The following is a 21,022-nucleotide window of genomic DNA, read 5'->3' on the forward strand; positions in this document are numbered from 1 at the left end:
TTATCGTTTACGTGGAAAAAAGAGAGGTTCACATACCGGGGTTTGGGCTTCATTGAATTTTCATGAATTTGTATGCAATCCTCAGCCCTTGGGCTTCACCAGAGTCACTTCCGTTACCCCTCCGCCCCTTTAGCAGGATAACCCCAACCCACATCCGTGAATGTGGGGGAACACGCAATCTTTCAGCCACACTTTTCGGGAAAACCATGTCTGGTGTGACTTTACTCACATTAACCAACAAAGTAATATAAACTTCACGGTCTATCGAAAACTGTTGACTACGGCAAATAGGAGGAATATTGCTCCTTGTTGCTGCCGTTCTGTCTTTACCCGTATTCTTCGGCTTATTTGGAATCTCGTTCGTGTTATTGTTAATAGCCGGGATCTTGGCACAGTCAAAAAGAAGTTAAATATTTTTACTACGGAAAGTGTAGAACCTCCTTAGTAGTATTTTTGATAGGCTAGGAGATTCTAAAGTTCCTCATGTTATCTCGCATAACCTTTTTCCGTAATCATAAATATTCAATCTCTTTATGAAGAATGTAAAGAAAAGAAAAAAGAAAACGATAACTTCTAGTTCTCAGGATTTAGCTACTTCTCCCAGTTCCTTGAATATTAGATTGAAGTCAGCCTCAGATAACTTTACGAACACTCCATAGTGTCCCATAGCACATACGGCATAGTCACCCGCAGCTACTGCCCACCCGTGGAACGGTGTCCACTTCATCTTAGTTAACATCGTGAATCCTTCTGCCTCCATACTACCCATCATCGTGTTTGCCGCACACATCTTGGCTACTAATTCAGCTATTTCCTTTGGTATGTCGCCTTTGTATCCCAGTAGTTTACCGTCCGCCGAAAAATGACCTGCGGCTATTGCTCCCTTTATCTTCATTAACCTTTCGAGTTTTTCTTCACTCATGTTTGTTCACTTTTTATTATATCAACCATTAATATAAGATTTTTGCAAAACTCTTTTTAATTTCAAATAAATTACAACATATTTCTTTTCATTCTATTATGATGATAATGATAAATTATTCATAGTAGATGTAAAGACTATGAAATGTTTTGATAATAAAGTTTATATAATAAAAATCTTTAATTTCAGTAAGAATAATTTAAAAGATAAAAAATAGTTTCTAACTCTTTACTCTAACTTTATACTATCCTTTACTCTCTAAGCCCCTTATCACTTTCAGTGCCTCACTTACGTGAGATGAGGGGTTTAGCTGAGAGGAGTAAATATGGATAATTCGCCCATCGATGTCTATCACAAATGTCACCCTAGGCGGTATGAGTAAGCCTTTGACGCCGTATAACTCCCTTATCTTACCTTCTGTGTCAGATACCAAAATGAACGGTAATTTATATTTCTCCTTAAACTTTTTATGAGAGTCCACATTATCGCCGCTTACGCCGATTACAACAGCGTTAAGCCTCTGGAGGTCATCATACCTATCACGGAAAGACATTGCTTCAGCTCTACAGCCTGGAGTATCGTCCTTAGGGTAAAAGTAGAGAATTACAAACTTCCCTCGGAAGTCCGAAAGTCTTATTTTTCTCCCTTCGTCGGTAATTCCTTCAAAATCAGGAGCCTGATCACCTATTTTTAGTTTCACATGATCTTAACGTATTTTTCGTATTTAATTTTGCTTACAAAATAGCCAATCAATTAACTTATATAGTTTTTATTTCACAACTTCAAAATTTAGGTGGATGAACGTTTGCACATAACTTAATGAGACTGTGACTCTTTTACGTAACTGCTAGTTATTTTTTATCACTTCTAAATATTGCTTTGAGCAATGTTTGTATAGCGTTACCAACGAATTTTCTACTGACGATCTCCCTAACTGATGACGGGCTCTGCTCATGAGGATCGAAGTGAGAAAAGTGGATGGGAGAGTAGGGTGTTTTCTTCTACTAGCCCCAATGAGTTAAGGGTGAAGGTGTATGAGTCCTTGAGAGAGGTGCCGTGACGGAATTATATTAAGAGTAAGGATAAGTTACGCCACGGGTAAACACCTAACTCAGCAATAACATTTTTAAACAAAACTACGAAATAAATGAACCTTGTGATAGTAGGTTACTTTGACGGATTATGCGAGCCAAAAAACCCAGGTGGTGTAGCGACCTTTGGTTATCTCATAATCTTGAATAACGGACAAAAAATCAAAGGTTATGGACTTGCTGCAAAGCCTTTCTCAAAGGACTCTACTAATAACGTAGCTGAATATACGGGAATAATATGCCTGATGGAGGAGTTGAAAAGACTCAATGTATTTCAGCCTATAATTAGAGGCGACTCTCAACTTGTGGTAAAGCAGTTAAACGGAGAGTATAGAGTTAAGGCAAAGAGAATTATACCTCTATATAAGAGGGCTTTAGAGTTGAAAGAAGAATTAGATGCTAAGGTAGAATGGGTGCCTAGAGAGTTAAACACCGAAGCAGATCACCTAAGTAGAGTTGCTTACGATTTAGTTGTAAAAGGAAAACTTGCTGATGTAGGATGCAAAATTTTTGATCATTATATGTAGATGCTGATGGGTTTGGTGGTATTGCATTTGCACTATATCCATTAAAGCCATATTGTATGGCAAGTGTGTAATTGAAAATATTTCCATTCATCAATAAGAAGATTATATTCATATTATTATTATTTTCCGCCTTGAACCAATTATACAACCAAAATACTCATATTGATAATAATTTTGATCGTAGTGTTGATCTGGTGGCATAAAAGCAAAATAATTTAATCCTTCATGTGGCGCTTACTTAAAACCGCAAAAATTCGACAACAAATCCTCGGTGCAAACCTCAAGTACTATTTTCTAAGCTTCTCGTGTTTAGGGCTCCAGTAGCGAGCAATTAATATGCAGAACTCGCTTGGTGGTGCTATGTAGTGTGTTCGCAACGCCCTCCGGCTCATCCGCGTGTGAATGGCTCGTGGAGCTCGAGATCCGTGGGGTTAATACAGCCTACGGTGTTTTCGATGAGAACATTGATCAAGATAAAAGGAGACTATTAAGCTTGTCCTTGAGAGCAAACGGGGGCAGGAGTGATGAAGAGGCAGGGTTAGATAATGAGGAGGAGGAAGAAAACAATGGCGAAGATATTCCAGAAAATAATCAAATCACCATTCATTACTGCCTCTCACTGCTTCGCCCTCTTCAATCCTTCCGCGTTTAATCTCTCGGCTATTTCCTCGTAGAGTGTCTTTGCTTCCTCTACGCCTTCGTGTTTGTCGAGTACGTGCTTTAGAATCATCTCTGCATAGTTAATGTCCATGCTGGTGTCTATCGACTAGTCATTGAGCAAATCACGCATAAGGCACATGAACACAAACCAAAAACACCATCCCTACCGTCGCCCAACAACACATCAAGGTACTCAACACACTCAGTAAACACCGATACATAATCACCACCCTCACCCCTAACTAAACCCATCCTAATGAATAGCTCCGCAAAACGCCTAACCTCGCTTAATTCGAACATTAAGAAGTAGAATGCTGAGTGAAATTTATAAGAAACGTGGCGTTACTTAGTATAGTATGAGTGCTCAAAATGATTTGGATAAGTTGGTTAATAATGTTGTTACTAAATTGGAGAGGCGTTTGGGTAAGCGTTCCGGCATTTTCATCTTGACATCACCCGGTTGTTCTAGGGGTCGTTTGGTCACTGCGTTGCTTAGGCGTGGTTTGGTTGATGTGGTCTACGCCTACCGTGAGTTTAGGAGTAAGGTTGGTGATGACGTTAGGGGTAGGGTTAATGAGTTCGGCAGCATTGATGAACTCGTTGGTAAATTAGGCAATGTCAACGGGCGTGTCGCCGTTGTTACTAGAAGCACCACGGATGCCATTAGGTTGAGGAATAAGCTAAGCAACGCAGAGGTAATCTACCTACCCAAGTACTACGAGGATGCTGCCAAGGAGGTGCTTGCTGGAGGTGTCCCGGGGGTTGCTCGGGTTAGGCATGAGGGGCTTGGTGAGGGAATTTCACCAAGCATGTTGAGGGAGGGCGTGCCCAGCAAGGATGTTGAGTCAATCCGCAAACTAAGCCTTGGTAAGGTTAGTTTTGGGGATTTAATCAAGAACTTCCTGAAAGAGGCACCAATAGATGTTGCTACCCAGACAGTAATCAACGGTTTGTCATTCCTACTTGGGGTTGGTGTTGCTGTTAGCCTAGCTGGTTCGTTAGTGGACAAGTTCGTTGAGATGGTGGTGGGTAGGTGGAGGAAGGATAGGGATGAGGTGATTGGGGGTTTTGTTAGGCTTGTGGGTGTGGCTAGGGAAGTTAGGAATTACCTAGGTAATGAGCAGTTCGAGGCTGTTGTTGATGAGGTTGCCTACGAGTGGGGGTTGGGCATTGAGGAGTTCAAAGACACCATAACAAACATAGCCAACATCGCCGAAAGAAAACAATTAACCGAAGAAGACATAAAGAAAATAATCAACGACAGACTAAAGGACATCGAGGAAGAGTTAGATAAGGTTAAGAAAGAGGTAAAGGGACTGTTAGCTGATGTAGAGGTCTTCTTCATCGACGATCTCGAGAGCGGTTTGCTCTACAAAAACTTCATTGTTGAGGACGGGGTCCCGAAGATTAAAACTTGGGTAGGCACGGCCAAAGATAATCTAGTGACCGACCTTGTCGATGCTGGTAAGTTCCGTGAGGTTGCCGAGGATGTCTTCAGTAAGTTGGTTAAGGACGGTAGGGTTGTGCTTATTGGTCCTAGGGGGATTGGTAAGTCGACGTTAGCCACATACGTGACTTGGAGATCACTCGTCGGTGGTTTGGGTAATTTGGTTCTTAATGAGCCGGTGGATGCCGTGATACGTGTTGACTCGTTAAACCCTGGAGACGCATTAAAGCTAAACAACCTAATTAAGACCGGTGGTAGGAGGTTCGTAGTGATTTACGACCCAACACCCGTTATGGCCTATTACAAGCCCGAGGTCATGCAAGTGGTGGAGCAGGGCATCGAGAGCGTGAAGAACACAATGTTGAGGGAACTAATCGAGAGTGTTAAGAATACGCTGAAGGAACTAACGGAGGTTAGGAATGCGTGGGTTGTCATAATCCTCCCGAGTGAGCTTTACGAGCAGGTTCAGAGGAGCAGGGAGGAGGATGTTGACCTTAAGCAAGTCCTTGATAACCTGAAGAGGGATGTGGTTACGGTAAACCTTGGGGATGAGGTGTTCCTCAGGGAGATCATTAAGAGGTACTCCGGGTGTGATAACGTGAGTGATGGACTGGTTAAGGGGGTCATGGACTTCGACTCCTACACCCTTGTTGCCAAGTACGCCGGTATCTGGCTTCGTGAGAGGGGGTGTAAGGTTGAGGATGTCGATAAGGCGTTGAGGGAGAGTGCTGGTGAGCCCAAGTTATTCTTCGCAAACTACATGTGGAGCACAATACTCGGGAAGAACATGGACTTGGCTATGAAGGTTTCTGTACCATTAATCCTCCACGCAGCCTTCGGACAAATACCCAAGGGAATAACGTACATAACGAACGCCGTGAATGAGGGTGGGGCTTGGAAACTCATTGATAAAGATAGGCTAGCTAAGTCGAAGTTGGAGGATTTGAGGGAGGATGATCTAGAGCCGATAGCCAAGTGGCTCTCGACAGAGCACGAGGACTTGATTGAGGAGACACTTGAGGAGTTGGTTGGGTTGTATGGTGAGGAGGCGAGGAAGCACTACATCGACCATGGATTTAAGGATTTTATTGAGGCTTTGAATTGGGGCTATAAGGAGACGTTAGGGGAGGGCAGGGAAATCCTAGGACTACTGTTTGGCGAAATCGTACATGGAGAATCATCAGAGGAAACTAAGGCTGAGTCTAACTCATTACTTAACCTAGGAATGAACTTACCAGTACTTGTCTTTACGAGATCAATGATTGCCTTAAAACCACTCACGAACTGCTGGAAAAGGGCCGCATTAATAATCGGGTATGCCCTAACTGGGCATCCTATAGTGCCTAGGCCCGAGGACTTGTCTGTGATGTACCTATCGATGGATGCCGAGGCAAAGATCCCACCTGAGGATTTGAGGAAGAGTGTCGTTGAGTCCCTTGGTGATGCTTTAAGGGAATGCGATGTTGATTATTACCTACTCGTTGGTAACGAAATACCGCCATTAATAATAGGTCTAGTAATAATAGGTCTAGCTTATGCACCTGCCTCGGTCTGGACATTCATCGATAGGTACTATGAGGCTATTGGTGAGGTGAATAGGATCCTTAATATCGTCAGGGGTAGGGGCATTAGTGAGGCTGAGAGTTTATATGGTCTTGGGCTAGCCTCAATAATCGTAAAAGCCGTTGAGTCAGGCAAGCCCATCGAGCCCGGCGATGCTGATGCAGTACTGGATTTTGCATTATCCACCATACAACGCGTTGAATCGCCAGTTCTCATTATGCCAATACTTTATGCCTTAAGGCCGTTGCGTGGTAAGGTGCCACAGAGGTACATCGAACTACTAGCCGCCGCATCGGATATGGTGAATCTCGACAGCGACACGGTTAGGCACATACTTAGTGAGTTGAGTTACGTATTAAGCAATTACGGTGATGTGGTTAGGGGGTATGCTTGGTCCCTCGTACGTGCAATAAGTGCCTATGCCGACTTGCTTATGAAATACTTTGATCATTTCAATAGTGAGGAAGTTGGGGATATGGTTGGTAGGGTTGTTGATTTGCTCAATGAGTTGGGTAAGTTCAAGTCCAGCCTGAGCGTCATTGCCTGGGCGAAGGCGTTAGTCCCAACGTTAGAGGATGAGTATGTGAGGAGGCTTATGGAGGAGAAACTAGGCATTGATGTAGTTGGTAAGGCTAGTGAGGTCCTTGAGGAACTAAACGATATGAGAGAGAGGGTTCAGGAGTTAATGAGAGATGAGGAATTCATGAGCTACGTCGAATCCAAGTTCGTAAAGGCTGATGAGGAGGTAGTTAAGAAAGAAATCCTTGAGGCAGCATCGCTTCTCAAGTACGCATTGGCACATTATAAGCTTAATAATAATGAGCTTGATGAGGCGAAGGAACTATTTAACGAGGTAGCCAAGGAGTATAGGGAAATCCGTGAGTATGTAAACTACCTAACTGCAAGTGGTTGGGTATTGCGTGTTGAGGCGATAAAGGGCTCGTTGGTTGGTAAAGAGCTGGTTAATGAGTTTAGGCAATTGTACGAGGAGACCTTTAAAGAGCCTTTCGAGCTCGCGGCTTCGTACCTCAGTACTGCATCGCATATACTCGGTAATTACCTCGTGTCCCTAGCCCTAATTAATGATGTTGAGGGGATTCGCAAGCTACCTGAGAAACATTGGCTGGTGCTGAACGCCGATAGGAGAGTCTCGGTCTTGACCAGACTTGTGCTCAACGCCCTACTCGGTCCTAGGGGTAGGTTAAGCGGTGAGCTTAAGGGTAAGCTTAGTGTCAACCCTGAGGAGTTGATTGATGCCTTTGGATATGATATGCTTCGTAACTCCCTGCCTGCGTTAAGGGTTGCTTTCAAGATGATAAGTCCTGAGGATGGAATTAAGTTGTGTCAAGAGATTAACGATGTAGTTTGCATAGATTTCGTCTTGGCAGTTAAGGGAAACAGTGTTGTTGTTAAACAGTTGAGAGAATGGGTAATTGATGCTTTTAACAATTCGCTTAAGGGATTTGGTTTTGACGTTAAGCCATTAATTAATAAGTTTAGGGGGTTGGTGAGCGGGCTTGATGGCAGATCCCTAGTCCAACTAATAGCCCCCTCAAACTCAATGGCTCGGTTAGCCCTAATACTCCACGCATTGATTAATGGCAATAAGGAACTAGCCAAGGCACTTACACTCGATGAAGCTGCGAGCGTCAGCGAGAAACTACCCACGAGGTTGCTCCTTGAGGTCTATAAGGAGTGTTGCGACTTAGGTAAGGATGAGTTTAGGCTTGCCTTAGCCAGGCTCTTCTTCCTCCATGTTTAGCCTTGGGGAGTCTGTCTCGGAGTTCTGGTCTGTTCTCATTGTCTAGTTGGCATGGCTTGTGTAATCGAGGTTGTAGTCAGGGTGGTGAATTGATGCGTAGATGATGAGCGTTAATGCGTAAATCCTAATGCAGTTATTGCCTTATCAACACGGTTGTGGTTGGGGTCTCGGTTGTATTGTGAGGTCGAGCACCCACCAGTGACCGTGATTAGGGTACCGGGAGGTACTTGGCGTGGTCAAACCCTGCAGGTAATCCCTCTCAGCAGTTGCTTGGTTTGGGCCGTAATGCTTAAGGGGTTTGTTTGTTATGGTGTTTTGGTGGTGTTATGGGTGCGTTGAAGTACGTGGTCATCGGCGTTGTGGTTGTTGTGCTTGTCGCTACCGCTCTGGTTTTACTACTACCGACACTGCACCGGATGCCTTTGCAGTACGTGGGTTCACCCAGCGGTTATGAAGCATTTGTACCAAATGATCAAACAATAAATTATAATGGACATACAGACCCTGAGGGTGAATTAATATTAAATAATGGAACTATTATACATAATGTAATATGGGATGGACAATATGCAAATACGATAATACAAAATCATGATAGAATAGATCAATTAAATAACCAAATAATTATCAACCTCTAACTAATAGATGAGCAACGCCATAAACTTTAGACAGATGGCTTCTTGAAATGCTTGCGTGGAATCAGTACCTGGTGGTACATAAAAATCAACATCTGGATCAAGATGATCAGAGATTATTATTGGCATTTAACAACGTATTTGCTAAAGCAAGTTATAAGCTTTTTATATTTACAAAGCAGAATCTCTAAGAATAAAGCCTCATTGATGAACTGAAACGAGCCTCGATCCCGGTAGTGCTTATACGTTAACTGTGAGGAAAAGATTAAAAGACATTATACGTTTTAAGAAAATCTTTAGTATATGAAAGAAGAACTAGACCAATTTACGTTATAAAAAAGGGTTGAAATAGTTTTAACTCATTAGAAACCCGGATTAAATTTTGCTACAGTCCTTACAATCTGACCATTAGATAAATATAATAAGACGTTGTAGCTGTTACCGGGTACTAGATTTATAAGTTGAGGAAATCTTATAGTGACTTCATTTTGTCCTTGATTTAAGGTGCTTGGATATACTTGAGTAGTATACATAGTGGAGTTCTCAATTGAAGCACTAGTTATTGATAAACCATATCTGTTCGCCATAAGGGTTACTTTGGCTTCACCGTTTTGGTTAATTTGACCTATCCCTATCTGATATACATCAGTACTTGCAGGGAATACATTTGGAACAGGTTGCGAGCCATACGCAGGCTGGGGGTTATATAGTGGGTACTGGGAGGTTCCGGTAGGTGGGTAAGTTGAAGGCGGATATCCACTACTCGGTCCATACGTTAGTCTTCTCACTATATCGTCTATGCTTATATATGTTAATATCCAGCCTACAAAGGAAATACCCGGTATAATTATTAAGATTCCGCCGATCTTCATCATATCACTTGAATAAACCCCTCCTAAGTTGAATATTGTAATACCTATTAGCAAGTAACCTATGAAAGTGACTATTGCACCTAGTATTGCTAAAACCCCTCCTATAGCAGCTAACGCTAAGCCACCTCCTACACCGGCTAACGCTAAGCTACTCGCACTAAATATAGAAGCAATTGCACCTATAATGACCAATAAACCCCCTATAAACGATATCAGTATTCCGAAGGGCAGTATTTTTAACCCAGTGAAACCGTTATTAACATCTTTTCCAGTTATAGCAAACGATTGGAATGCTGTTCTCAGTTTAGGAATTCCAATTATAAATAGTAACACTAAACTAACTATGGAAACTATTGCACCAACATTTACAAAAAGTCCTATGTATCCTAAAAGCGTGATAATGATAAACCACAAAGATGCGTCCTTTAATTGCTGCAGTGCAATAACATCGTTTGACCCATAATATGAAGAGTATGGATTGCTCATATACGTGTAATTTCTTTATATCGAAATATAAATCTACTCCTTTATTCTAGTTTAGAAATTAATTTAATATAAAAACTAAGAACTGTTAAAAAGTGTTTTGAGCTTTAAAGTAATGCTATTTACCATTTATAAAGAGACTAACGTTGATTAATACGATAGCTGTAAATTTCGATTTACTTGGCTAAAATATTATTTCTCCAGCCTACTACGGGAATTAACATAGCCTTAATGATCTCATTTAAGAACGTTATTATTATTCTTAGCTTTAGCTTAGGTAAACGTTATCAACCAGTATTTCATAAAATATCTTGCAATATCTTTTACCTAAACCTTGTGAATGAACTAACCCCCGACATAGTTTTGTCTTGTATAGTTGATATCTAGGTGCCTGACAAGAACTGCCATCTCATTAGCTTAACGGTAAACAACTGCTCAAGCGAAGAACCATACATGGAGCTAATTTATAAAAGTGGAGGTTAAGGAGAGTTTATACAATTTCTTTATCTCAACAGTAAAGCTCTTAAACATCTAAACAGATATTTACTTAGTGAGTGAAATGGTGTCTCACCCAACAAATAAGGAACAACTGTGGGTAAGCCCTCAATACGCCAGGATAATAAAGAAGATAGCTGTAGACATAGGAAAAAGATACTCAGACGTTGCCGACGAGGTATTAGACTTAGGCCTAAAAGAATACGCTAAGAAGTACAACATTGACTTGGAAAAATATAAATGAGGAAGAAGGATAAAATATAATGGGGGCAAAAACCTCGTCCCTTCAATGTGGAGAGTTCAGATCTCTAGCATTACAACTGCTCCTCTTCTCGGCACACTCGTCCGTTTTAACCCCGTGAAATGATATACCCAGTATAAAATGCAGTATATAACGACTCCATCATCTAGGAAATAAGTTAAATATTGTTTTAATAAAGGAATATATTATGGACGAAAAAGAAATAGTTCTTACCGCTTTGGAGCAAGTTGACAAATGGTACGTCCAATTAGCAGGAATAAAAGAAGATACTTTGTTAATAGTGTCAAAGAAACCGGTACCCGAAAAACTAGTGGTAAACGGAAAGGAGTACAATGTCAAATATTACACACCGGAACAATATATCGAGACCATCAAGGTAAATGAAGAGGAATTTAGAAGTTTTCACATATACTATTTCGTGAAGATCTACATGAGAAAAGTCCTAGACCTTCTTACCCAACTGGAAGTAGAGAAGATGAGCCTAAATGAAGACCAGCTGAGGTAAGGAAAAACGTTTACTTCAAGACAACTCTTTTAGATTTCCCCTCCCATCTAGGTAGACCATTTACGAACTGAATATCTGCATGAACAAATGCTACAGCTTGAATATCTGCAGCTATCTTCTTTCTCAACTCTTCAGACGGTTTATCCGTTTCAATTAGTACCTCGAACTTAGCAGGCTCCTTAGTAAATACCAACTGGTATTCCCTAATTTCTGGATATTTCATTAATACCTCGTTTATTGCTGTTGGATAAATCTTCACACCCTTGTAAAATACTACGTCATCCACCCTTCCTTTAACGATCCTGATGGTCGGGAAGGGAATATCGTCGTTGCTCTCCTCAAGTCTTGTTATATCCCTAGTCCTATACCTGATCAGGGGCATTCCTTCTCTGGTCAAGTGAGTTAATACCATCTCCCCTTCCTCTCCCTCTCCTACTCTTTCCCCCGTTTCAGGATCAATAATTTCCACGTAAAAGTGATCGGTCCATATGTGCATCTTCTCGTGATTATCATGAGGGCATTCCTGAGCTACTCCGGGGCCTATGGCCTCGGTTAATCCGTATATCTCTCTCGCCCCACCCCCGTGAGAAGTCAGTGCTAATTCCTTGTCTATACGTGTTAGCATCTCCGTAGTCATAGCTTCAGCCCCTGGTATAGCAATACGTAAATTAAGCTCCTTTTCGGGGTCTATCCCTGCCTCTTTTATCTTCTCAGCTACATACAACTCGTAAGAAGGGGTGCCAGTAATTACAGTGACCTTGAAGTCCTTTAACGACTTTACTAATGCCTCCGTCCTGCCAGTCCCCCAAGGTATAACTTTAGCCCCGACTTTCTGTATTCCAATGTGAAGTCCTATTCCTCCAGTGAACAAACCGTAACCGTAGATATTGGCAACAACGTCATTTTTAGTAACTCCTGCAGCTCTTAACGACCTAGCGACCAAACTGGCCCATAACTCAATATCAGAAGATGTGTAAGCTCCTACCGTAGGTACACCGGTGGTTCCACTTGTCATATGCCATCCTACTAATTCTTCAAAAGGCACTGTTAGGAAATCTCCTCCATATGGATAAGCACTTCTCCTCAAATCGTCTTTAGTAGTAAAAGGAATCTTTACTAGGTCGTCTGGAGTCTTCAAATCGTCTGGTGTTAGCCCTCTCTCTTTCATTACCCTATGGTAATACGGGCTCTTCTCGTATACCCGTTTTATTATTCTTCTAAACCTGAAATTTTGTATTTCTTTTATCTCTTCCTTACTTAAAGCTCGGGGATCGGTTTCGTCATACGAGATCATGTTTTCACCTCACATAAAACCCGATGCCCGTCAGAAGTGAGGCTTACTTTAGCCCCCACCTTCGGAGCCCCTATTACCCAGCACATCAAATAAACCCCTTTTTCAGTCTTAGCAATACCAATCGTGTATCTGTCAAAGTTTTCAAAGCCCTGAGGTTTCTGTTCAACAACACTGTAAGTCATCAGTTCCCCAGATTTACCAACATCTACCCACTCCATATCTGAAACCATACATTTAGGACAGTCCCTTTGAGGAGGGAAATACAAAGTTCCGCACTTTTTACACCTAGTACCCAAAACCTCTCCTCTCTTAAGCCCCTCCCAGAACGGCTTATACAACTCCTCGGCAGGTAAGGTATATTTCATAATAAGAGGTATCCCGTCCATGACTCTCACCTACTGTAAATTCCAACGAAAGCGTAATGTCCCGTACCTCCGACGTTATGGGTTAAAGCTACGTAGTTCTTAAAGGAATGTTGAACGGGTCCTGCCTCTTCCCTCAACTGCTTAACTACCTCATACACCATTGCAACACCGGTAGCACCCAGGGGATGACCCTTAGCTTTCAATCCTCCGAACAAGTTAACTGCAACTTTACCATCCTTCTCAGTCTGTCCTTCCCTTAGGAGAACAGCTCCCTTCCCCTTTTCTACGAATCCCAAATCTTCATATGCCATAATCTCGGCAATTGTGAAACAGTCGTGAACCGTGGCGTATTCTATATCGTGAGGAGTATAACCGCTCATCTTATACGACATGTAAGCAGCGTCCTTAGCTGCCTTAAGCCCTACCCATTCACCCCTAGCTGCTATATAAGAAGTATCACTACTGTAACCCATTCCCCTTACCCATATAGGTGTGTCGATTTTCAATTCCCTTATTCTCTCTTCTGAGGCTATTATTGCAGCCGCTGCACCATCGCTTATTGGAGATGAGTCCAAAAGCTTTATGGGCCATGAAATAACCCTAGACTTCAGGACATCCTCAACGGTTACTCTGTTACGGAAATGGGCTTTTTCATTATAAGACGCGTACTTATGAGCCTTCACGGCAGCTAAAGCCATATCTTCCTCAGTAGTCCCGAAAAGAGCCATATGCCTAGTCGCATACAAGGCATAGTACGTCGGGAATGTAGTACCGTACATATGGAATTCCCAATAATAGTTCCCTCCCCTGCCTCCTATTGCTAAAGACGTTGAAGTATCAACTTCAGTCATCTTATCTATTCCTATAACTAGCACTATGTCAGCCATTCCAGAAGCAACTGCGTTTACAGCCGTAAACATGGCTGAACTACCAGTTGCACAAGCTGCCTCGACTCTCAATGGAGATTTTCCGACAAGTCCACAATACTCTGACACCGGAGGAGCTGGGTATATTTCAGTACCCCTATAAGCTGTACTTCCTATTACTGTAAGTTGAATGTCCTGCTGTGTCAGACCTGCATCTTCAAAGGCCTCTTTTACAGCCTCCCATGCCAGTTCCCTAACAGTGACATCATTTCTTCTCCCAAACTTACTCATCCCAACGCCGATAACGCCGACTTTTCTGTTCACAAATTAAATGCTGTTTTAATTATTTAAATAGTTTGTTATCTCAATAATTTTCCTACAGCATATACAAATGGAAAAATAGGTATATCAGTCTATTTCATTCTTCATTAAAAAACGGTATAATGTAAGTTAGAAATATAATTTAGCGGAGAGAAGAGATACCAATGGGTTCTGAAATACTCGTGGAGGATAGAGGGAAAGTCCTCTTAATAACTATGAACAGACCTGAGAAACTCAACGCGATGAACAAAGAATTAAGAGAGTATCTTATAAAGACGATAAGGGACTTTAATCGAAACCCGGAAAAGAGAGTCGCAGTAATCACCGGTGCAGGGAGGGCATTCAGTGTTGGTGCAGATCTATCGTCAATGAGCCAAGACCTAGCTGAGGATTTAAGAAACTCATTCCATGTAATCATAAAAGAGATTAGGTTTTCTCCGAAAATATTCATATCCGCCGTAAAAGGTGTTGCAGCAGGAGCCGGAATTAGCCTCGCATTGGCTACGGATATAAGATATACGACGAAGGAGACAAGATTTGTAACTGCATTTCATAACATAGCCCTAGCACCTGACAGCGGAATGACGTTAATGCTCCTAAGAATGGCTGGAATAAAGGCTGAGAAGTACGCTTTACTGGGCGGGGAGTTCACTGGAGAAGAAGCTGAGAAAATGGGATTATTTCAAGTTGTCGAAGACCCGCTAGCTGAGGCGTTACGTGCTGCCGAAAAGATAGCAAACGGACAATTCAAGAGTTACTCTGCAAGTAAAAGACTAATAAACAGAGTAATGTACTACGACTTGGAAGATTTCTTGGACTATGAAGCAGCTATGCAGGGGGCTCTGGGAAAGACCTACGACTTCTCCGAGGGTGTAAAGGCTTTTTTAGAAAAGAGACAGCCCCAGTTTAAAGGTGAGTGAGATGAACACAGTGTTATATGAGAAAGTAGGAGATATCGGAATTGTAAAGCTAAACAGACCAGAAAAACTAAACGCTATAAATATGGAAATGGTAGAGGATTTCGTTAAGGCGTTCGATCAGGCTGAGAAGGATAAGGTGAAGGCGGTTATTGTTACCGGAATTGGTAGAGCTTTTTGTGCTGGTGCAGATGTAGGTGAAATGCTAAACATGCCAATTGAGGAAGTAGCTAGGAAAGGTCACGCCCCAATGTGGGAAAGGTTGAGAACATTCAGGAAGCCCGTCATTGCTGCCTTAAACGGTGTTACTGCTGGTGGAGGGCTCGAGTTAGCTATGGCTTGCGACATAATAATTGCTGCCGAGAGTGCAACACTAGGCCAACCAGAGATCAACCTCGGTATTATACCTGGTGCTGGAGGTACTCAGAGGCTGACAAGAACTGTAGGGAAATACAAGGGGATGGAAATGGTTCTTACGGGTAAAATGATCTCGGCTTGGGAAGCATATAGAAGAGGTTTAGTAGTCAAAGTCGTCCCTGACGAAGCTTTATTGGACGAAGCTATGAGGTTAGCTAAGGATATAGCCTCAAGGTCTGGGTTCGCAGAAGAGCTAGCTAAGGAAGCAGTGAACAGAGCGTTAGAGACGACCTTAACCCAAGGGCTTGAGTTTGAGAGGAGACAGTTCTACGTAACGCTAGCCAGTGTTGATGGCAAGGAGGGGATGAGAGCATTCGTGGAAAAGAGGAAACCCAACTGGACGAGTTAACTAGTTTTTACCTTCACTTCTTCCCCATATATGCATATAAATGCATTTATAATGTATATAAATAGCATAATTTATGAGTATAAGAAGGCTCCAAAAAATAAAGGGCGGAAGTTATATTATTTCTATTCCCACGGATTGGGTAAAGAAAAACGGGTTGGATGTAAAGAGCGAACTTAAGGTTTATGAGACGGCAGACGGACTTAAGGTAAAACCGATCAAACAACCTAATGCCGAAAGGGATGTAGAAATAGACGACTTGGACACAACACTTTACCTGATCTCGGTTTTCTACATGCAGGGAGTGTCTAAGATCGTTGTGAAGTCTAAGGGCACCATGACACCGGAGATTAAAAAGGCATTGAAGGAGTTACAGCTAACACACCCAGGTTTGGAGGTTGTAGATGAAAGTTTTACCAGTGTTACCTTCAACGTAAATTTCACTGTAAGCACAGACTTAATGAACTTAGTTAAGTCTTACGTAGAAAAGGTAAAGAAAATATTAGCCGATTTATTATCCGTACTGGACTCAATAACTCCAGAACTAAAGGAGGACCTTATTTTCAGGTGTGATAGTCTAATTAAAGACTACAGAGGAATAATAAGGAACATTGCTGTAGGTGTCCAGCTTGATGACGAGTATAACTTCAACTTACCATCTAAAGACATAATCCTTTACGCGATATTCATAAGGGATATGGGCAGGTTCGTCTCCCACTTAAAGCAATTCATAAGCTTAACCGACAAAGGAATTAGAAAGGAAAATGTGATAACAGTATCAGAGATGTTTTCTAAAGCTACAGAGATGTTTTTCACTGAAAAGCTCGACGATATAAAGTGGTTAAGGTGGAAGATGAACGAGTTAGAAAATAATTGTAATTCCTCGGAGCCTTGTAAAGAACTGGTGAGGATGGCTTCCTATTGTATAGCCATGATGGACGATGCTGTGCATAAGACGGTGAGATTAATATGAATAAAAATTCATATAATTGATTTCCCTTAACATTTAATTTGAATAAAAAATTTATATATATCGTTTTGTAACAGAAGATCAGTAGATGTGTAATGGCAGATAAGTATTTGAATTTAAATTTTGAAGAAGCTCCAGATTTTCCTCCTAATAATGTCTATCCTCCCACGTGGACTTTTGACAACGATAAAGCATGGCAACTCTACAGAAGGGCTAAAAAAGAACAGTGGGATGAGGAGGCGATTAACTGGCAGGAAGTAAAGGAGTGGGCAAGCGGTCTAGATAGAAAACAAAAGTTAGCCGTAGCTTATTGGTGGTCTTTACTTTCTACCTTTGATAACGCTACCCCCGTGTTCGCCTACGCTGTAGTTAAGTCTTTCGAACAGCACTTACCTACGCCGGTAAAGGGGATCCTAACCACGATCACTTATGATGAGAACAGACATAACGTTATGTGCGGGTTAGGAATAGATAGCGTTTTGCCCGGGTTCCCGTACGACTTCAAGCCTCAAGATGAACTAGAGAGAAAGGCAGTGCTAAACGTGTTATGGACTTGGTGGAACGGATCTAGGTATTGGAAGGCATACTTAGAGGCTTATCACAAGTACACATTTGACGTGCTATTCACATCATTTATGATGGGAGAAGCTGCAGCTACTACAGTGTTCTCTACCATGTCTAAGGGAGCCAAAATAAAGGCTTTCCAAGAACTTTTTAAGAATACAACAGTTGACGAGACTAGGCATTACGCATTTACCCATTTAATAATGTCTCAGAACGCCGAAAAAATGGACGATGAAAGGAAAAAGTTAGTGACTAAACAAGTTAGAGCCGGTTTCGTATTCCTTTCCTTAATAACTTATTTGCCTCCTAAAGACTTCTGGAAATTACCTCCATGGTTTAATGAAGTTCACTTGAAAATGGAAGACCTAGCTAGAGATGCGGGATTCTATATACCCACCTTGGAGGAAAAAGAAAACGCTTGGAAGACAGCAATAGTGAGAGTAGGAGCGTCATTAAAGCATTACAACATAAAGATGCCCTCAATTCCCGAACTGGGGATAACGGGAGAAGAGGATATTCCTGACTTTGACGAAGGAGATATCATGCCGGTGTTCTAGAGGTGAAGGTAGCGGTCATCGGATCGGGCGTAATGGGTAGTGGAATAGCTGAAGTTTTTGCCATCTATAAGAACGAAGTACTCCTTTATGACAAGTACGAGGAAGCTATAAAGAAAGGTTTAACCAATATTAAGTGGTCGTTAGAGAAACTGTCCGAGAAAAGGAGAATAAATGAGACCCCCGAAAGCATTCTGACAAGGATCCAGATAATCAGAAGTCTAGAAGAGGTCAAGGGCTCTGAACTCGTAATCGAAGCAGTGCCCGAGGACTTCAACCTTAAGGTGAGTATATTTAAGGAGGTCGAGAAAAACGTAGATTACTCAACGATGATAGCTACAAACACAAGCAGTCTGCCTATAACAGAACTGTCGATGGCATTAAACAAAAGAGAGAGATTCTTGGGACTACATTTCTTTAACCCTCCAGTACTAATGGGTTTAGTAGAAGTGATAAAGGGAAACTATACATCGTCAGAAGTATTTGAGAAAGGAATAGAAATAGTAAAAAGTATAAAGAAGGAACCTATACCGGTTCGGAAAGACGTGATCGGTTTCGTAGTTAACAGAATACTCTTCAGGGTATTCACTTCAGCCTGCAAACTAGTGAGTGAGGGTAAGTATGCTGTTCAAGAGGTCGATAGTGCAGCTAAGTATACTCTAGGATTTCCCATGGGTATCTTTGAACTTCTAGACTACACCGGTATCGACACTAATTACCTTATAAGTAAGGAAGTTAAAAGTAGGGGATTTAATTTCGAATGCCCGTTAATAAATGATCTTTACACGAAGGGTTACTTGGGGACTAAAGTTAAGAAAGGGTTCTACGACTGGTCGGCTGGGAGACCTATAATACAAAAGACCAGTAGAGAGCCCTCACCATCTGAAATACTAGGTGACGCGATAGACGAGGCAGTTTGGCTGATTAAAAACAACGTATCGACTGAAGATGAAATAAATAAGGCTACAAAGTTGGGCTTAGGTTGGCCTAAAGGTATCCTAGAATACGCAAAAGAAATCAGCTACGTTTAGGACGTATCTTATTAACTTTTTCTTCTATTTCAACAATCGACATTATTCTAAGTATTTTTTAATCCTATGTACTTCTTATTAATTAGCTTTTTTATTCTCCTTATTTTGCCGCCTTAGTCACTCATGTTTTTAACATATATTTCTTAACTTTAAGTTGTACTGGTAAATCCATATTACTGATAATTGTGATATTGGTAGAAAATAGTAGAAATTGGGAAAAACATTAACTTTATGTCACTGTAAAGTATCCTAAAACAGTTTGATTGAAATAGTCAACAGCTTCTACCGTATAAACCCCAGGTTGGAAGAATGTATATTTTCCACCAGAAAATAAACTAGTAGAGTTTATTATCCAATACCCATTAATAGAAGTTGAAATTTCGTCATTTAAGGTAGCTTGTACTTTTCCGTTGTATATTAATTGTACCTGGTCACTTAACGGCAATAACTTATATTGTGTAACTGCATACATCATTGGGCAGTTATATATTCCCGGTTGATAAAGTAATAAAGGTTTAGCTAAAGATATATTAGAGATAGTGTAATATCCTTTGAACACTTCTAATCCTACAAGAACCTGCGGACCACAAGGATATGGTGACGGAAGATGAATATTGGTATTATTTACATTAATATAAACCGGATTTATTCCGTTGTAAAATAGTTCTACTACAATTGCAATCCCTTTCCCATGGCTTATTTTTGTCGTATTTAGCTTAAGATAAAGGGTAAAGTCTCCAGATGAAGATTGAACTATGTGTTGTTCATTAGAGTGAATATTATTGTAAGTAAAAAATAAAAAATAAGTAAACGTAAACGCTAAAATAATTGCAATCACTAAAATTGTATATATCAACCTCATTACGATCTCCTCTAGTAATGTTTATTTAAATCTATTCCAACTACTGAATAATTCACGGAAATAATTTATAGAGTGAATTATAATAATACTTCTGTTAATGTGATTTTCTAACGCTTTCTAAACAATCTTATTGGAAATTCTCTGAATCTTCCCGTTTATGTAACGGTTTAATTAACACCCATCAATTCCTAGAACACGTTAGACGTAAATTGAGCCTTGTCTTCAATAACCTTTTTAACGCTTTAACCTTCTCTCGCTCATCTAACATATTTAGCGTTAATTTTTAGCAGCCCGTATTGAAGTGGTTGGCAAGACTGAGCGGACCTATAATACTCTTAGGATATCTCATAACGTGGTCTTACTTTATGCAGAAAGTGAACTGGAACGTTGATATCCTTTCTTTCTCTACCTCTTCTGGCAACCTTCTCACCATGTTAGCTTTCTTAAACGCCAACATCGCGTTCTGGGCTACCATGGCTATAACAATGCCTGATTACATAAGGTTTGCTAAAAGCCAAGTAGCCCAAACTTTAGGACAAATACCCATGCCCTTCCTCATGTTATCTATCGCAGTTATGTCAACTATGACTACTGCTTCTTCCCTCAAGCTTTACGGACAACCTATCTGGGATCCAATAGTCCTTGTGACCTTACATATGTTACCTCCCCTAAACGTGTTTGTGCTTTTAGCCTTCATCTTAGCTACCTTCACGGTAAACGTATTCGCTAACGCTGTAGGCCCTGCTTACGATATAGCCAATACTTTCCCTAAGAAGTTGACGTGGTTTAAGGGATCTTTAGTCCTAATCGTTATAGGTCTAGCATTAGGAGCGTGGAGTTACTACGGTAACGCTTATAACTATATCGAGAATTGGTTGTTGACTTACGGTGGTTTGCTGGGAAGTGTAGAGGGAATAATAATCTTCGATTATGCCTTGATAAGGAGGTTTAAGTTCGAACTATTAGACGTTTTCTTATCCAAGGGGCGGTTCGAATACTGGAAGGGAGTAAACCCTGCTGCCGTAATAACGCTCCTAGTTGTTTCCTCACTATTATATTTACCTTACCCGGGCGAGAATACGTTGTTAAGTAACGCATGGGTGTTTTCTTTCATAGTTTCAGGTCTTATTTATACTCCACTGATGATACTGTGGGTAATTCCAAAATACCACAGCAGTTATGGGACTTTAACGTAACTTAAAGATTTTCATCAGCCCCGGCGGTCCACCTAAATAACGTTCAACAAACCTGAGGAACGCCTCCACGCTCCTCAGGTTCAGCTCCCCTATCA

The 21,022-nt window shown here is 41.2% G+C and carries 20 protein-coding genes and 1 pseudogene; 12 read left to right on the plus strand and 9 right to left on the minus strand.

Going from position 1 to position 21,022, the window contains the following annotated elements; translation table 11 throughout:
* Positions 1 to 580: 580 nt before the first annotated feature.
* Both WIW72_RS04810 and WIW72_RS04815 read right to left on the minus strand, forming a co-directional pair.
* The gene (locus tag WIW72_RS04810; RefSeq protein ID WP_337701812.1) at positions 581 to 922 is read right to left on the minus strand and encodes a DUF2173 family protein; all 342 of its coding nucleotides are present in this window, start codon (positions 920 to 922) and stop codon (positions 581 to 583) included.
* Between the two features lie 244 nt (positions 923 to 1,166).
* Positions 1,167 to 1,622, minus strand: a complete 456-nt coding sequence (locus tag WIW72_RS04815; protein WP_337701814.1) for a peroxiredoxin — start codon at positions 1,620 to 1,622, stop codon at positions 1,167 to 1,169.
* A 456-nt stretch (positions 1,623 to 2,078) separates the two neighbouring features.
* Between WIW72_RS04815 and rnhA the strand changes: the two genes are divergently transcribed.
* On the plus strand, positions 2,079 to 2,540 hold the full coding sequence (gene rnhA / locus WIW72_RS04820) for a ribonuclease HI (protein WP_443294836.1): 462 nt from the start codon (positions 2,079 to 2,081) through the stop codon (positions 2,538 to 2,540).
* Between the two features lie 367 nt (positions 2,541 to 2,907).
* Positions 2,908 to 3,192, plus strand: coding sequence for a hypothetical protein (locus tag WIW72_RS04825; RefSeq protein WP_337721252.1), 285 nt, complete (start codon positions 2,908 to 2,910; stop codon positions 3,190 to 3,192).
* 107 nt (positions 3,193 to 3,299) lie between these two features.
* Here WIW72_RS04825 and WIW72_RS04830 read toward each other — a convergent pair whose 3' ends face one another.
* A complete protein-coding gene (locus tag WIW72_RS04830) occupies positions 3,300 to 3,500 on the minus strand; it encodes a hypothetical protein (RefSeq protein WP_337701820.1) in 201 nt (66 codons plus the stop codon).
* A gap of 203 nt (positions 3,501 to 3,703) precedes the next feature.
* Here WIW72_RS04830 and WIW72_RS04835 point away from each other — a divergent pair, with 203 nt between their 5' ends.
* On the plus strand, positions 3,704 to 7,972 hold the full coding sequence (locus WIW72_RS04835) for a hypothetical protein (RefSeq protein ID WP_337721253.1): 4,269 nt from the start codon (positions 3,704 to 3,706) through the stop codon (positions 7,970 to 7,972).
* A 302-nt stretch (positions 7,973 to 8,274) separates the two neighbouring features.
* Entirely contained in the window at positions 8,275 to 8,610 is a 336-nt protein-coding gene (locus WIW72_RS04840) for a hypothetical protein (RefSeq protein ID WP_337721254.1), read from the plus strand.
* A 359-nt stretch (positions 8,611 to 8,969) separates the two neighbouring features.
* On the opposite strand, the gene WIW72_RS04845 is transcribed toward WIW72_RS04840, so the two are convergent.
* Positions 8,970 to 9,965, minus strand: coding sequence for a DUF973 family protein (locus WIW72_RS04845; RefSeq protein ID WP_337701826.1), 996 nt, complete (start codon positions 9,963 to 9,965; stop codon positions 8,970 to 8,972).
* A 556-nt stretch (positions 9,966 to 10,521) separates the two neighbouring features.
* On the opposite strand from WIW72_RS04845, the gene WIW72_RS04850 reads away from it, so the two are divergent.
* Both WIW72_RS04850 and WIW72_RS04855 read left to right on the plus strand, forming a co-directional pair.
* Positions 10,522 to 10,701: a hypothetical protein gene (locus WIW72_RS04850; protein ID WP_062088655.1), complete on the plus strand. Its 180-nt coding sequence runs from the start codon at positions 10,522 to 10,524 to the stop codon at positions 10,699 to 10,701.
* Between the two features lie 205 nt (positions 10,702 to 10,906).
* Positions 10,907 to 11,224, plus strand: coding sequence for a hypothetical protein (locus WIW72_RS04855; protein ID WP_337701828.1), 318 nt, complete (start codon positions 10,907 to 10,909; stop codon positions 11,222 to 11,224).
* A gap of 10 nt (positions 11,225 to 11,234) precedes the next feature.
* Here the strand turns inward: WIW72_RS04855 and WIW72_RS04860 are convergent, their stop codons facing one another.
* The 3 genes from WIW72_RS04860 to WIW72_RS04870 are packed head-to-tail and all read right to left on the minus strand — an operon-like array spanning position 11,235 to position 14,073.
* Positions 11,235 to 12,518 carry a phenylacetate--CoA ligase family protein gene (locus tag WIW72_RS04860; RefSeq protein ID WP_337701830.1) on the minus strand — a complete coding sequence of 428 codons (1,284 nt, stop codon included), beginning with the start codon at positions 12,516 to 12,518 and terminating at the stop codon, positions 11,235 to 11,237.
* Complete coding sequence (locus WIW72_RS04865) at positions 12,515 to 12,904, minus strand: Zn-ribbon domain-containing OB-fold protein (RefSeq protein WP_337701832.1); 390 nt, start codon at positions 12,902 to 12,904, stop codon at positions 12,515 to 12,517. Before WIW72_RS04865 ends, WIW72_RS04860 begins: the two co-directional genes overlap by 4 nt.
* 5 nt (positions 12,905 to 12,909) lie before the next feature.
* Entirely contained in the window at positions 12,910 to 14,073 is a 1,164-nt protein-coding gene (locus WIW72_RS04870) for a thiolase domain-containing protein (protein WP_337701834.1), read from the minus strand.
* Positions 14,074 to 14,234: 161 nt separating this feature from the next.
* Here WIW72_RS04870 and WIW72_RS04875 point away from each other — a divergent pair, with 161 nt between their 5' ends.
* The 5 genes from WIW72_RS04875 (at position 14,235) to WIW72_RS04895 (ending at position 18,869) form a co-directional block, all read left to right on the plus strand.
* Complete coding sequence (locus WIW72_RS04875) at positions 14,235 to 14,990, plus strand: enoyl-CoA hydratase-related protein (RefSeq protein ID WP_337701835.1); 756 nt, start codon at positions 14,235 to 14,237, stop codon at positions 14,988 to 14,990.
* A gap of 1 nt (position 14,991) precedes the next feature.
* Positions 14,992 to 15,753: an enoyl-CoA hydratase/isomerase family protein gene (locus tag WIW72_RS04880; protein WP_337701837.1), complete on the plus strand. Its 762-nt coding sequence runs from the start codon at positions 14,992 to 14,994 to the stop codon at positions 15,751 to 15,753.
* Between the two features lie 73 nt (positions 15,754 to 15,826).
* Complete coding sequence (locus tag WIW72_RS04885) at positions 15,827 to 16,723, plus strand: AbrB/MazE/SpoVT family DNA-binding domain-containing protein (RefSeq protein WP_337701839.1); 897 nt, start codon at positions 15,827 to 15,829, stop codon at positions 16,721 to 16,723.
* A gap of 107 nt (positions 16,724 to 16,830) precedes the next feature.
* On the plus strand, positions 16,831 to 17,841 hold the full coding sequence (locus WIW72_RS04890) for an aminobenzoate oxygenase (protein WP_337701857.1): 1,011 nt from the start codon (positions 16,831 to 16,833) through the stop codon (positions 17,839 to 17,841).
* A gap of 2 nt (positions 17,842 to 17,843) precedes the next feature.
* On the plus strand, positions 17,844 to 18,869 hold the full coding sequence (locus WIW72_RS04895; protein WP_337701841.1) for a 3-hydroxyacyl-CoA dehydrogenase family protein: 1,026 nt from the start codon (positions 17,844 to 17,846) through the stop codon (positions 18,867 to 18,869).
* Between the two features lie 229 nt (positions 18,870 to 19,098).
* Here WIW72_RS04895 and WIW72_RS04900 read toward each other — a convergent pair whose 3' ends face one another.
* Complete coding sequence (locus WIW72_RS04900) at positions 19,099 to 19,731, minus strand: hypothetical protein (RefSeq protein ID WP_337701843.1); 633 nt, start codon at positions 19,729 to 19,731, stop codon at positions 19,099 to 19,101.
* 296 nt (positions 19,732 to 20,027) lie between these two features.
* Between WIW72_RS04900 and WIW72_RS04905 the strand changes: the two genes are divergently transcribed.
* The gene (locus tag WIW72_RS04905) at positions 20,028 to 20,927 is read left to right on the plus strand and encodes a cytosine permease (protein ID WP_337701845.1); all 900 of its coding nucleotides are present in this window, start codon (positions 20,028 to 20,030) and stop codon (positions 20,925 to 20,927) included.
* Here WIW72_RS04905 and WIW72_RS04910 read toward each other — a convergent pair.
* A pseudogene (locus tag WIW72_RS04910) lies at positions 20,919 to 21,022 on the minus strand (transposase); the annotation flags it as partial. The gene WIW72_RS04905 and the pseudogene WIW72_RS04910 sit on opposite strands and share 9 nt — an antisense overlap.

This window comes from Stygiolobus sp. CP859M, from assembly GCF_037389975.1.
Lineage (GTDB): Archaea > Thermoproteota > Thermoprotei_A > Sulfolobales > Sulfolobaceae > Stygiolobus.